At 68.1% G+C, this 11376-nt stretch carries 12 protein-coding genes; 6 read left to right on the top strand and 6 right to left on the bottom strand.

Features of this window, described 5'->3' with window-relative positions:
* Positions 1–6 precede the first annotated feature (6 nt).
* Genes H0I76_RS08935 through H0I76_RS08920 form a run of 4 tightly spaced genes read left to right on the top strand, consistent with a single transcriptional unit; the run spans position 7 to position 3626 of the window.
* Positions 7–1128 carry a glycosyltransferase family 4 protein gene (locus tag H0I76_RS08935; protein WP_200609416.1) on the top strand — a complete coding sequence of 374 codons (1122 nt, stop codon included), beginning with the start codon at positions 7–9 and terminating at the stop codon, positions 1126–1128.
* Positions 1129–1138: 10 nt separating this feature from the next.
* Complete coding sequence (locus H0I76_RS08930; RefSeq protein ID WP_200609415.1) at positions 1139–1777, top strand: histidine phosphatase family protein; 639 nt, start codon at positions 1139–1141, stop codon at positions 1775–1777.
* The gene (locus tag H0I76_RS08925) at positions 1774–2922 is read left to right on the top strand and encodes a glycosyltransferase family protein (RefSeq protein WP_200609414.1); all 1149 of its coding nucleotides are present in this window, start codon (positions 1774–1776) and stop codon (positions 2920–2922) included. The genes H0I76_RS08930 and H0I76_RS08925 overlap by 4 nt, the downstream gene beginning before the upstream one ends.
* Positions 2919–3626: a class I SAM-dependent methyltransferase gene (locus H0I76_RS08920; protein WP_200609413.1), complete on the top strand. Its 708-nt coding sequence runs from the start codon at positions 2919–2921 to the stop codon at positions 3624–3626. The genes H0I76_RS08925 and H0I76_RS08920 overlap by 4 nt, the downstream gene beginning before the upstream one ends.
* Positions 3627–3683: 57 nt before the next feature.
* On the opposite strand, the gene H0I76_RS08915 is transcribed toward H0I76_RS08920, so the two are convergent.
* The 3 genes from H0I76_RS08915 to H0I76_RS08905 all read right to left on the bottom strand — a co-directional run bounded on the left by H0I76_RS08915 (position 3684) and on the right by H0I76_RS08905 (position 5598).
* The gene (locus H0I76_RS08915; protein ID WP_200609412.1) at positions 3684–3998 is read right to left on the bottom strand and encodes a hypothetical protein; all 315 of its coding nucleotides are present in this window, start codon (positions 3996–3998) and stop codon (positions 3684–3686) included.
* 117 nt (positions 3999–4115) lie between these two features.
* Positions 4116–4727 (bottom strand): HD domain-containing protein, encoded by a 612-nt coding sequence (locus H0I76_RS08910; RefSeq protein WP_234455214.1) that lies wholly within the window; start codon positions 4725–4727, stop codon positions 4116–4118.
* Between the two features lie 10 nt (positions 4728–4737).
* Entirely contained in the window at positions 4738–5598 is an 861-nt protein-coding gene (locus H0I76_RS08905; RefSeq protein ID WP_200609411.1) for a phytanoyl-CoA dioxygenase family protein, read from the bottom strand.
* 102 nt (positions 5599–5700) lie between these two features.
* Here H0I76_RS08905 and H0I76_RS08900 point away from each other — a divergent pair, with 102 nt between their 5' ends.
* The gene (locus H0I76_RS08900) at positions 5701–6579 is read left to right on the top strand and encodes a LysR family transcriptional regulator (RefSeq protein WP_200609409.1); all 879 of its coding nucleotides are present in this window, start codon (positions 5701–5703) and stop codon (positions 6577–6579) included.
* Positions 6580–6647: 68 nt separating this feature from the next.
* Positions 6648–7295 carry a TIGR02466 family protein gene (locus H0I76_RS08895; protein ID WP_200609407.1) on the top strand — a complete coding sequence of 216 codons (648 nt, stop codon included), beginning with the start codon at positions 6648–6650 and terminating at the stop codon, positions 7293–7295.
* A gap of 5 nt (positions 7296–7300) precedes the next feature.
* On the opposite strand, the gene H0I76_RS08890 is transcribed toward H0I76_RS08895, so the two are convergent.
* Genes H0I76_RS08890 through H0I76_RS08880 form a run of 3 tightly spaced genes read right to left on the bottom strand, consistent with a single transcriptional unit; the run spans position 7301 to position 11374 of the window.
* Positions 7301–8443: an ABC transporter permease gene (locus tag H0I76_RS08890; protein WP_200609405.1), complete on the bottom strand. Its 1143-nt coding sequence runs from the start codon at positions 8441–8443 to the stop codon at positions 7301–7303.
* A 1-nt stretch (position 8444) separates the two neighbouring features.
* Positions 8445–9470 carry an ABC transporter permease gene (locus H0I76_RS08885; protein WP_200609403.1) on the bottom strand — a complete coding sequence of 342 codons (1026 nt, stop codon included), beginning with the start codon at positions 9468–9470 and terminating at the stop codon, positions 8445–8447.
* Positions 9467–11374 carry an ABC transporter substrate-binding protein gene (locus tag H0I76_RS08880; RefSeq protein WP_234455213.1) on the bottom strand — a complete coding sequence of 636 codons (1908 nt, stop codon included), beginning with the start codon at positions 11372–11374 and terminating at the stop codon, positions 9467–9469. The genes H0I76_RS08885 and H0I76_RS08880 overlap by 4 nt, the downstream gene beginning before the upstream one ends.
* Between the last annotated feature and the right edge of the window lie 2 nt (positions 11375–11376).

Here is an 11376-nt window from a genome sequence, read left to right as displayed (position 1 = left end):
GCACGGATGAGCGCACAGCAGCAGCGCCCCCGGCTGGCTTTCCATGCCCCGATGAAGCCGCCCGACCATCCCACCCCCTCGGGCGATCGTCAGATTGCGCGGCTCACCATGCGCGCCCTGACCGAGGCAGGTTTCGAGGTCACCCTCTCCTCCCGCCTGCGCAGCCTCGACATGACCGGCGATGCCGCGGTCCAGAACAGCCTGCAGCGCGAGGCGGACGCCGAGGTTGAGCGCATTCTCGCAACGCCTGGGCCGCGACCACAGCTTTGGTTCACCTATCACTGCTATTGGAAAGCGCCCGATCTTGTCGGTCCCGCCGTGGCGCGCGGCCTCGGCATTCCCTACGTGATTTCCGAGCCCTCGCTTTCCCCACGGCGGCACGAGGGTCCATGGGCGCGCTTCGCCGAGGCGGCGGCGGCTGCGATCAGGCAGGCAGACTGCCTGTTGTGGACCACGCAGCGCGACCGACCGGCGCTCGAAGCAGCCGGGCTCACGCGGCGCATGATCGAGCTTCCGGCCTTCATCGACACCGGCGCAGCGCCCCTTCCACGTGCCGCCGGCACGCCGCTTCGCCTTCTCGCGGTGGCGATGATGCGCGAAGGCGACAAGCTGGAGAGCTACTGCCGGCTCGGTGCAGCGCTCGCTGCCCTCGATGCGATCACGCCGGCCTGGCGGCTCGACGTCATTGGCGACGGCCCGGCACGGGGTGAGGTTGCGGCACTGCTCGCGCCGTTCGCGGAGCGCGTCACGCTCCTCGGCATCCGAGACGACCCCGTCGAGATCCGGGCGGCGATGGAGGGCGCCGACCTTCTCGTCTGGCCCGGCGTGGCCGAGGGCGTGGGCCTCGTCTGGCTCGAAGCCCAGGCCGCGGGTCTTCCGCCCATCGCCGAGGATGGCCCCGCCGCCCGAGCGGTCATCGCCCCCGAAATGCAGCCGCTGCCGCCACCTGGCGACGCTGCGGCTTTCGCGAAGGCCATCCATCGCGCCTCGGCGCGGCGTGCGGCACGAAGCGAGGCCGTGCGCCGACACGCCGAGGCCCGCCACAGCCTCGATGCCGCCGCCACGAGGCTCCGGGCCGCATTGATGCCGCTGATCGCCCCCTCGACACCGGACCCAAAGGGGGGCTAGAGCCGGAACCATGACGCGCATCGCCCTCATCCGTCACTTCCCAACCGACTGGAATCTCGAGGCGCGCCTTCAGGGCCGCACCGACCGACGCCTGACGGACGAGGCGCGCAGCAAGCTCGCCGGGCTCGCATTGCCGCCGGACTGGGCCGACGCCGAGATCGTCTCGAGTCCGCTCAGCCGTGCGGCCGAAACCGCGACGATCCTCGCCCAAGGCCGCCGCATCCGCCTGGACCCCCGGCTGGTCGAGATCTCGTGGGGCGCGTGGGAAGGCATGCGCGCCGCCGACCTCATGGCCGATCCTGCCTCGGGCTTCAGGCCGACGCACGAGATCGGCTGGACCGACAAGGCCCCGGGTGGCGAGAGTGCAGCCGAGGCCTGGGCGCGCGCCAAGCCCGCGCTCGCGCGCATCGTGCGAGACGGCAGGCCTGCAGTCCTCGTCTGCCACAAGGCGCTCATGCGCGTGGTGCTGGGCATGGCCTGGAACTGGCGTCATCCCGAAGGCGGCTTGCCCCCGATCAAGCGCGCCCGGCTCTACCCCCTGACGCTGCGCGGCGACGGCCAACCGGCGGAACCGGGCGAGCCCGTCCGCCTGATCCCTCGCGAGGTCCCACCTGCGTCCGACGCGATGCCGCGCGAGGGGCGCGCGTGACGCGGGTCCTGTTCCTTGCCTGCCATCTCGCCGGCAGCGGGCATCTCGTGCGCACCATGGCGCTCGCCCGCGCGGTCGAGGCGGCAGGAGGCGAGGCGCGGGTGATCTCGGGCGGCCGGCCGCTTGCGCATCCGGATATCGACAGCGCGAATATCGTGCAGATCCCTCCGCTGTCGGTCGAAGGGCTTGATTTCTCGCGGATGCTGACGTCCGACGGCGAGCTCGCCGACGAGGCCCACATGGCAGGTCGCGCGAAGGCCATCGAGGCCGCCATCCGCGCGTTCAGGCCCGCCGCGCTGGTGACCGAGACCTTCCCGCTGGGCCGCCGCCGCCTCGCCGCCGAGTTCGAGGCGGCGATCACCGGGGCGCGCAGCCTCGACCCGCAGACCGCGATCATCGCGTCCGTGCGCGATGTTCCCGAGCCGCCCTCGTCGCCCGCGCGGCTGGAGGCCGCAATCGGGCGGCTGCGGCGTCTCTTCGACCTGCTCGTCGTGCACAGCGATGCAGGGATACTGCCGCTCTCGGTCAGCTGGCCGCTGCCGCCCGATCTCGAAGCAAGGACCGTCCACGCCGGATATATCGGCGGCGGCGTCGCCGAGGAAGGCGCCCGCGCGCCAGCTCCGGACGGCGAGGTCCTCGTCTCCGTCGGCGGCGGAGACCGGGGGCGCGGCCTTCTCGAACTCGCGGCACGCGCGGCCTACCACTCGCCGCGGCGCTGGCGGCTGCTCGTCGGGGGCGCCGACGCGGCCGCGGTGTCAAAGGCACTGAGCGCCGCCCATCCCGCGCCGAACCTTTGCGTCGAGCCCGTCCGGGCCGACTATCGCTTGCTGCTTTCCCGCGCCGCCGTGTCAGTGAGCCTCGCCGGCTACAACACCGTGATGGACCTTGCGCCGATCGCCACGCCCGCCATCCTCGTGCCGGACGAGACGGCGGGTGAGCGCGAGCAGGCCATCCGAGCGGCGGCCCTGGCCCGCCATTCGGGGATCGCATCCCGGGCACTCGCCGAGCTCACGCCCGAAGGGCTCGGTGCCCTGGCGGAAGCGATGGCGGGCCGCCCGAGGCCGCCGCTGCCGCTGTCGCGCGATGGCGCCGCGCGCGCCGCCGACCTGATCCTAAAGGCCACCCGCCGAAAGTCCGGACCATGACCGAGCCGCGCCAGATCCACGACGTCGAAGGGCTCAACCAGCGCCTCCAGGCCATTACGCGCCGCGCCAGGGTCGATCTGCGCTACCTGCATGACGACCGGAGCCGCGCCCATGTCGCCGGGGCAATCGACGGCATGGCCCGCGTGCTCGATGTCGGCGCAGGCATGCGCGGCGCGCTGACGGGTTTCACCGGAAAGGTCGAGACGCTCGATCTCAACGACATCGACGCCACCGAACAGAACCTCACGCGACCTGATCTTCTGGGCGATGTCTGCTCGCCTTTCCCGGACTGGATGGCGGGGCGCTACGACGCGGTGATCGCGCTGGCGATCCTCGAGCATGTCTACGATCCAGCCGCCGCAGTCGCCAATTTTCGCGGCGCCCTGAAGCCGGGCGGACGCCTGTTCCTCTATGTCCCCTGGATGTGGCGCTACCATGCGCCGCGCAGCCTGGTCTTCCAGGACTACCAGCGGCTCAGCCGCGACGGCATGGCCTACCTGCTGCGCGACTTCGACGAGGTGACGCTCTACCCGCTGAGGGGAAAGTACTCGGCCATCCTCAACATGCTGAAATGGTGGAAGCCGATGGTCGAGCGCCGTCTCCGCGGGCGCGTGAACCGGCTGGTTGACGCGCGCGCGTCGGATTGGCGCAACACGATGCAGGCCTCGGGGTTTTTCGCCGAAGCCGTCAGACCGGCCGACTGACCGCGAAGAGCGCGGGGCGCCGCCACGCCCCCGGCGGTGCCCGTCCGAACGACGGCCTCAGCCGCCAGTCGATGGCACGGTGGGCGTGGGCTCGGGGATTTCGCCCTGCATCAGCGTACCGCCTCCCTGAAGGTCCTTCTCGGCCTCATCGACGGACTTCTCGGCATCCTTGATCTGCTGATCGACCTCGTTCTCGACAGTCGACTCGGTCGCCGAGCCCGGGGGGGCTTCAGGCACGGCCATGGTTTCGCCCGTCGGCGCCACCTCCTTCACGACGTCCGAGGTCGCGCCGCCTGTTGCCACCTGCGCGGTCGCAAGCAGCGGTGAAAGAAGAAAGAAAAGCGCCAAGGAGCCTGAACAGGCGTACTTCATTCGATGGACCTCCCGCGGACGCGGCCTGCAGCAAGGCGCCGCGCCTGTTGCCAATGCGACGAGGCTAACATCACAGCGCCGCTCGCGACAGCGGCGCGGCGCGGCGCGCGGGCGGCGTCACGCCGCAGGCGGCAGCCCTCGGGCCTCGCCTGCCGCAATGACCGCGGGGTCCCAGGCCTTTCGGGCAAACACCGCGCGCACCTCGTCCGCGAAGCTCTCCAACGGGTCGGAGCGGTACTCGGGATCGAAGCTCGACTGGTCCCAGCGCTCGCAGAAATCGACGCAGGACTGGTAATATGGACTGTCAGCGTATTTCTGGCGCAGCTCGCGGTCCCAGCCATAGTGATGGGCGTAATAGTACATCTGGAAGATGCCGTGATGCTCGACGACCCAGGTCACCTCCTCGCGCATGAAGGGGCGCATGATCTCGGCCGCGAACTTGTCGTGGTTCTGCGGCGCGAGGCCATCGCCGATGTCGTGGAGAAGCGTTGCGACGACCCAGTCGATATCTGCCCCCTCGCGCCGCGCGCGGGTCGCCGCCTGAAGGCCGTGCTCGAGGCGGGTGATCCTGTAGCCAGACAGCGTCTCGTCGGCCTGGCCCGCAAGCTCGCGCAGCAGCCGGTCTGCCGTGCCCGCGAGATAGGGCTTCTCAAGCTCGTGGAGCAGTTCGTACTCCTCCTTGGTGCCATCCTTCATCTGGGTGAAGCTCACCATGGGCTGATGGCTCATCGGTCCCTCCTCACGCTTCGGCATAAAGCGAGACGCCACCCTCGGCGCCGTCACTCAGTGTGGCAGACTGCGCGGCCAGGATCTCTTCGTAAAGGGCGATCGCAGCGGGCGAGAAATCGCCGGACGGCGGGACCATGTTGATCCGGCCAAGCGTCCGGTCGCAGCCTCGCACAAGCATCGCGTAATCGCGCCCCACCCCGGTCGAGGGCGTGTCCGGGCGGATGTAGCGCACGACCAGTCCGATGCGCCGATCATCGGTGACGTTGGGCCCCGAGGCGTGGAACAGCCGCCCATGATGGAGTGACATCTGCCCCGGGTTCAGCGCGGCGACCACGGCATCCGCCTCGTCCACCTCAACCGCGATCTCCTGGCCGCGGCTGAGCAGATTGTCTTCGGCGAAGGTATCACGATGGGGCACGAGCGCCTGGCCATGGCTTCCGGGGACGAAGCGCATGCAGCCCGACGCCTCGGTCGCGGGCGAAAGGGCGATCCAGGCCGTCACCTCGTGGTCCGAACCGTCCATGCCCCAGTAGGTCAGGTCCTGGTGCCAGCTCACGACCTTGGTCGTGTGCGGCTCCTTGATGAAGTATTCGCAGGACCAGACCATGAGATCGGGGCCAAGCAGGCTCTCGACCGCATCGAGGATCCGGCGCTCGGCCGCGACCCTGCGCGCTGTCTCCATCACCACATGGGCGTTGACGCGCTGATACTGGGCTATGTCGCGCTTCAGGCCACGGGACGGATGCAGCGCTTCATGCGCCTCGAGCTCGGCGCGCAGCTGCTGTGCCTCGGCAGGCGTGAACACATCGACCGGACAGAGAAAACCGTCGCGGCGATAGGCGGCGACCTGGGTTTCGGCAAGAGCTGGCATTCGTCACCTCCAACTGCGGAACGCCCCGAGACTGCGTGCAGCCAGGGCCGCATGCCAGTTCGATCTGTTGTGCTTGAGGAAAAGCTGAGCTTAAGCTTAATCATGGCTCCGCCCCGCATCCCGTCGCTCAACTGGCTCCGCGTCTTCGAGGCCGCGGCGCGCTACCAGAGCTTCGCTCGCGCGGCCGAGGTGCTGAACATGTCGCCGCCTGCGGTGAGCCAGCAGATCCGGGCACTCGAGGGCGCATTGGGGCGCGAGCTGTTCGAGCGCGGCGCGCATTCGGTCAGGCTGACGCAGGCCGGCCTTGCCTTCCTGCCAACGGTGGCCGAGGCGCTCGGCGAGATCGAGGTCTCGGCCGCGAGCCTCTTCGGCAACCCCGGCGGCGAGACGCTGAACCTCCAGGTCTCCCTGATGTTCGGCTGCTCGTGGCTCGCCGCCCGGCTCCCGGAATTCCTCGAGGCGCATCCCGGGATACAGGTCTCGGTCATGACCGCCATCCATGACGAGGAGTTCCGCCGCAGCGGGGCCGACATGCGCATCACCTTCGGCCTGCCCCCCGGCCCGGGCGAGGATGGCGACCGGCTCTTCGGCGAAAGGCTGTATGCGGTCGCGCGGCCCGAAATCGCCGCGACGATCGGCGCGGCCGCCGACCTGACCCGCCACACCCTGATCGAGATCGCAACCCACCGCGCCAACTGGATGCGGTTGCTCGATCATGCCGGCGTCGCGCCGGAGCGCGGCCTGAGGATGACGTGGACGGACACAACGCAGCTTGCCTTCGCGCTCGCGGCGGCCGGCGGCGGCGTTGCCCTCGCCCGCGCCCCCGCAACGGATCAGCTTGAGCGCGATCTCGGGCTCGTGCCCTGTGTTGCGGGGCTTACCATGCCCGGCCTCCAGCACTACCACCTCACCTATCCGGCGACCGGGCGGCTGAGCCGTGCCGCGCTGGCGTTTCGTGACTGGTTGCTCTCTCGGGTCTGACGTCCACGGATTGCACCGCAACGAGGGCAACCTTAGGATCGCCGCCCATCAGCGGCGAGGCAGGCGACATGAGCACGGCGGATCAGCAGGGCGGGGCGGGAATCCAGGTCCGCAATCTCTTCGCGACGCCGATCGCGAGCTTCCGCGTTCCGGATGCGGCCCGGATCAACGACGCGCTCGAGCGCCGGATCTTCGCGCGCGAGCGCGAGGTAGCGAGCGTGCACCACTCGAACCTCGGGGGCTGGCAATCGCCCACCGATTTCGAGACATGGTGCGGCCCCGAGGGTGAGACCGTCCTGAACCTGGCGCGCAAGATGGCCACGGCACTGACCTGCGACCGCCAGGGCCAGCCGGTTTCCCCCGACTGGCACATGAATTGCTGGGCCAACGTCAACCGTGCCGGCCAGGCCAACGAGTTTCATACCCATCCGGGCGCCTTCTGGTCGGCGAGCTACTACGTGCGCGACGGCGGCGCGGCCTCGAACCCGGCCTTGGGCGGCGAGTTCGAGATGGCGGATCCCCGCGGCGTCGCCCCCGCAATGCTGGCGCCTCAGCTATGCTTCCGCACGCCCGGCGGACAGTCGATCGGCGCGAGCGAGCTTGCCCAGCCGACCGAGGGAATGCTGATGCTCTTCCCGTCCTGGCTGAGCCACGCGGTCCGGCCCTACCTCGGCAATGCCGTGAGAATCTCGATCGCGATGAACTTCACGCCCTGATCGGGTCACGAATAGGGGTCGAGCGCGTCCCGCAGCGCGTCGCCGACGAAACTGAAAGCCAGCACGGCGAAGATGACCGGCACCATCGGCATCAAGAGCCAGGGGTAGATCTCGACCGCGCTGAGGTTCAGCGCGTCGTTCAGCATCATGCCCCAGCTCACCGCCGGCGGCCGTAGGCCGAGCCCGAGGAAGGACAGCGCCGTCTCGCCAAGGATCATGGCCGGGATCGAGAGCGAGGCCGAGGCGATCAGGTGGCTCATGAAGTTCGGCATCATGTGGCGCCAGATGATGCGCGAGGGCTTCGCCCCCATCAACTCGGCGGCGCGCACGTAATCCTCCTCGCGCAGGGCGAGGAACTTCGAGCGCACCGCGCGCGCGAGCCCTGGCCAGTCGAGTAGGCCGAGGATGATCGAGATCATCACGAAGACCGAAACCGGGCCCCAGTTCACCGGGACGGCGGCCGAGAGAGCGAGCCAGATCGGCAGTTCGGGCAGACTGCGAAAGATCTCGATCGCCCGGCTCACCGCGGCGTCGCACCACCCGCCGAAATAGCCCGCGAGGCCACCGAGGATCAGACCGATCGTGAAGCTCACGACAACGCCGATCAGGCCCACCGTCATCGACAACCGGGCCCCGTGAACCATGCGGCTGAACATGTCCCTACCCAGCCGGTCCGATCCAATGAGGAAAAGCTCACCATCCTCGGGCGGACAGATGACGCGGAAGCGGCCCTCTATGAAACCGAACAGGTGATAGGGCTCGCCGCAGGTCGTCAGCACCGGGACCGGCAACGGGTCACTGCGATCCGTGACCCGCTTCACCAGACCCGTCTCCATGTCGTAGACGGTGGCCGTCGGATAGGTGTGGAGCCCGACATATGCCCCCTCGTGGAACAGATAGAGCCCCTGAGGCGGCGCGTAGATATTGTTCTCGTCGAAGTCGTTCGGATTGTAGGGCGACAGGATCTCGACGAAGGGCAGGATCGCGTAGCCCAGGGCCAGGATGATCAAGCATAAGACGCCCAGGCGGTGCCGGCGGAACCTGCGCCAGACCAGCACCCGGGTCGGCGCGTCGAGATCCGCGCGGTCCAGCGCCTGCCGGTCGAGATCGGCATCGTGGCCGCGGTCGGGGGCGACATAGTGCTCCATTTCACGCGCCCTCCCGGCCCGCGAGCCGGATGCGAGGGTCCAGCACCGCCAGGAGGATGTCCGAGATCAGCATTCCCAGGAGCGTCAGGCCGGAGACGAAGAGCAGCACGAAGCCCGACATGAAGATGTCCTGGCTGCGCAGGCTTTGCAGCAGGATGGGACCGAGTGTCGGCAAGCTCATCACGACCGAGATCATCACCGAGCCCGAGACCAGCTGTGGCGCCAGGTTGCCGATATCCGCGACGAAGGGATTGAGCGCCATGCGCAGGGGGTAACGTACCACCCGCGTGACCGGCGGCACGCCCTTGGCCTTTGCCGTCTCGACATAGGGCTTGTTGAGTTCGTCCATCAGGTTGGCCCGAAGGCGGCGCATGACCGCCGCCGCCGCCGAGGTCCCGATGACGATCGTCGGGACGATCAGATGGGTCAGGATCGAGAGGAACTTGTCCCAGCCCATGGGCTCGCCTTCGTACTCGCGCGCCATGAGTCCGCCGATCGGGATGTCGAAATAGCGCGCTCCGTAGAACAGCATGATCAGGGCGAGCAGGAAGTTCGGCGTCGCGAGTCCGATATAGCCGATCAGCGATGCGATATAGTCGATCCAGGAATTCGCCCGCACCGCAGCGATCGTTCCAAGCGGCAAGGCGACGAGGTAGACGAACATCAGCGCGGCAAGATTGACGATGACCGTCAGTCCGGCGGTCTCTCCGACGACCTCGGCGACCGGGCGCGCCAATTCGAACGACCAACCGAGGTTCCCCTGAAGGAGACCGTTGAACCCGGCCGGTCCGGGCGCGGCGCCGATCCAGATCAGGTATTGTTCCCATAACGGACGGTCGAGCGAGTGCTCCTTGATCAGGGCAGCCGCGCGCTCGACGCCCGCCGCCTCGCCCGAGCTGCGCATCTCGGCAATCTGGTTCGAGACATAGTTGCCGGGCGGCAGGTTGATGATGATGAAGACAAGCGCCGATACCGCCACCAGCGTCAGCACCATCGTGACGGTTCTGCGCAGCAGGAAACGAATCATTGGCGAGTGCCCTGCGCGAGGCTGCCGTCCTCATGCGCGTCGTACCAGAACTCGTCGATCCGATGGATGCCAAGCTGCGCACCGGGGTCCCAGGCGTAGAGAGCCTCGCCCGGCACATTGCGAAGATGATTGTTGGCGACGACCGGAAGCGGAGCCCGGGAGACCGTGCCGATGGCCAGCACCTGGTCGGCATGGATTGCCAGCATCTCGCGCCACGCGGCGCCACGCTCGGCATCCGTCGTCACGGTGGACCACAGCTCGAAGAGCTCGAGCAGGCGTATCGCGGCCGGCATGTCGGGTGCCTCTCCGGCAGCGCCCTTCGTCTGATAGTACTGTCCCCATCGCGGCCAGGTGAAGTTGGCCTGATCCACGGGCGCAAGCTCGAACGGGGGGGCGTCCGGCGTGGGCACGCCGTTGTTCCAGCCATACCAGGCGACCATCATCGACAACCCGGCATAGGCGCGGTTGCGCAGGATATCGCGGTCAAGCGTCTTGACGAGCAGCCGGATACCGACCTGCTTCCATGTCTCGCCCACGATCTGCAGGGCATCCGTCTCTTCGCGCCGCTCGCCGGCGGTCTCGATCACGATTTCCATCGGCCGGCCATCGGGCAGGAGCCGGATACCCGCGGCATTCCTTTCCGTGAGGCCCATCTCGTCAAGCAGCCGATTGGCCTCGTCGAGGTCGAAGTCCGCCCAGGCATGTGCCGCCTCGGCGTCGAAGAACGGGCTCTCCTCGAGCGCCGCGAGCGCACGCTCCTTCGCGAGGCCGAAATAGAGCACCTTGTTGATCGCCTTGCGACTGATCGCGAGGCTCAGCGCTCGTCGGAAGCGCAGGTCGCGGAACACGTCGCGCCAGACCGGATCCGCGTAGGTCAGGTTGGGATAGATCGCCACCTCGGACGCCGTGCCCGAGCGCCACAAATGGGTCTCGTACCCACCGCTCGCCTCGTTCTTCTTAAGCACAGGCGCATCCGAGAAACCGAGCGAGCGGACCTGCAGATCGGCCTCGCCCAGCGTGGCCTTCGCGGGGATCAGCCCGCCGGCGGCGACCTCGAGCTCGACGGTATCGATGTAGGGCAGCTGCCGGCCGCTCGTGTCGACACGGTGATAGTAGGGGTTGCGTTGCAGCACGTAGCGCTGGTTGTTCCGGTCGCTCGTGTTCATCCAGGGCTGCAGCACCGGGAGTTCCGGATTGTCGAATTTGTAGAGGTCATCCATCCCGTTGTGCAGTTGCGCCCAGTTGCGCGCCTTCGAGCCCTCGACATGCTTTGCCAACGCGTCGGGATCGGCAAAATCGGCATGGAACTGTTTCACGTAATGCGCCGGGCGGTAGATGTAGAGCGGACGCGCCTGCGCCAGTGCCGGCAGGAACCGCGGGTTGGGTGCCGGCCAAGTATAGGTGATCCGCGTCTCGTCGATCACCTCGACCTCTGGCAGGGCGCCGCCCACGATCATCTCGACCGGCGGACCCGAGGGACTAAGCTCCTCGTTGAGCGCCACGTCCTCCCACCAGTACCGCAGATCCTCGGTCGTGAAGGGATGACCGTCGGACCAGCGGTGACCCTGGCGCAGCACCAGCGTGTAGCTGCGACCATCCGGGCTGATCTCGACCGCCTTCAGGATATCCGGCTCGAGCTCGTAATCTTCGTTGTATCCGACCAGCCGGGCATATCCCCACGCCGCCATGTAGCGCACGTCCTTGGCCCGGGTGACAAACATGCGGACGAGGCCACCATGCACCCCCGGCTTGCGTCCCTTGGCACGCAGGTCGACGACCTTTGGCTCATCGGGAAGCCGCGCCCCGACCGGTGGCAGCTTCCCCTCGGAAACCGTCTCCACCAGGTCCGGCGTCTCGATGGTCGCGCCGGCGGAGAAGGGGACGAGCGCGGTCGCGAGCATCATCG

It is taken from the genome of Thermohalobaculum xanthum, assembly GCF_016623495.1.
GTDB lineage: Bacteria > Pseudomonadota > Alphaproteobacteria > Rhodobacterales > Rhodobacteraceae > Thermohalobaculum > Thermohalobaculum xanthum.
The sequence above is the reverse complement of the archived record's forward strand: the minus strand, read 5'-3'. Positions and strand labels throughout refer to the sequence as shown.

Coding starts and splice junctions, on each gene's coding strand:
- H0I76_RS08895 (WP_200609407.1), top strand. CDS start 6,648: ATGAGCACGGCGGATCAGCAGGGCGGGGCGGGAATCCAGGTCCGCAAT.
- H0I76_RS08880 (WP_234455213.1), bottom strand. CDS start 11,374: ATGATGCTCGCGACCGCGCTCGTCCCCTTCTCCGCCGGCGCGACCATC.
- H0I76_RS08905 (WP_200609411.1), bottom strand. CDS start 5,598: ATGCCAGCTCTTGCCGAAACCCAGGTCGCCGCCTATCGCCGCGACGGT.
- H0I76_RS08910 (WP_234455214.1), bottom strand. CDS start 4,727: ATGAGCCATCAGCCCATGGTGAGCTTCACCCAGATGAAGGATGGCACC.
- H0I76_RS08890 (WP_200609405.1), bottom strand. CDS start 8,443: ATGGAGCACTATGTCGCCCCCGACCGCGGCCACGATGCCGATCTCGAC.
- H0I76_RS08920 (WP_200609413.1), top strand. CDS start 2,919: ATGACCGAGCCGCGCCAGATCCACGACGTCGAAGGGCTCAACCAGCGC.
- H0I76_RS08915 (WP_200609412.1), bottom strand. CDS start 3,998: ATGAAGTACGCCTGTTCAGGCTCCTTGGCGCTTTTCTTTCTTCTTTCA.
- H0I76_RS08885 (WP_200609403.1), bottom strand. CDS start 9,470: ATGATTCGTTTCCTGCTGCGCAGAACCGTCACGATGGTGCTGACGCTG.
- H0I76_RS08935 (WP_200609416.1), top strand. CDS start 7: ATGAGCGCACAGCAGCAGCGCCCCCGGCTGGCTTTCCATGCCCCGATG.
- H0I76_RS08930 (WP_200609415.1), top strand. CDS start 1,139: ATGACGCGCATCGCCCTCATCCGTCACTTCCCAACCGACTGGAATCTC.
- H0I76_RS08900 (WP_200609409.1), top strand. CDS start 5,701: ATGGCTCCGCCCCGCATCCCGTCGCTCAACTGGCTCCGCGTCTTCGAG.